The sequence below is a fragment of the Mesorhizobium sp. P5_C1 genome (assembly GCF_054049815.1).
Genome location: NZ_JBFULQ010001277.1, coordinates 1 through 707, shown reverse-complemented (window position 1 = coordinate 707; position 707 = coordinate 1). Strand labels below are relative to the sequence as shown.

The window sequence follows — 707 nt, the reverse complement described above, 5'->3', positions numbered from 1 at the left end:
ACGCGATTCAGTGAGGAGGTTGGCGTGGCCCCGGAACGACGTTCTCAGCACGTCCCGCTGCACGCCTGCAACGGCCAACTCGGAGCTTACTTGCGTCAACTCGGATCGCAGTTCGTCAATGACAGTACGGTTTCCCGACTGAACCAAGGCCAAAGCGGCTTCCGCATTTTGGGCCCGTTCGAGTTGAGCTTTGATGGTTTCACTAGCCGTTTCAATTTCGCGGCGGAAACCGGAAGCCAGCAATTCCGTCTGCTCCATGTGACTGCGAAGCTCAGCCTGGGCGGCATGGCTTCCAGACTGGGCCAATGCCAAAGCGGCTTCCGCTTTTTCGGCCCGTTCGATTTGAGCTTTGATGGTTTCACCAGCCGTTTCAATTTCCCGGCGGAGACCGGAAGCCAGCAATTCCGTCTGCTCCACGTGATWGCGAAGCTCCGCGTGAGCGGCAGCGGCACTTTCTGCTCGCGCCAGGATTTCACCGATCTCGCTTGTTTCGATGAACAACGAATTGGGAATAGCTGGAAGTTCTGATTGGGACGCAATCGCAATATTGTAAGGCGGTCGAGGCAAGCCATGACTGACCTCGTAGTGCGTCTCTCCTCGTCGCTCGAACGTTAGCGTTCTCGATATTCCGGCCTCGTCGTCCGCAATAAGCGTTGATCCGAGCAGCGGTCTTTGAAGGAGTATCAAGACATTGCGGAATGYCCTCA

Annotated in this window: 1 protein-coding gene; it reads left to right on the top strand. The window is 56.3% G+C overall.

The window, feature by feature from the left end:
• Positions 1-528 (top strand): hypothetical protein (locus ACXJ7R_RS35360; protein ID WP_457155835.1); only part of this gene is annotated, 528 nt, incomplete at its 5' end.
• Positions 529-707: the final 179 nt, after the last annotated feature.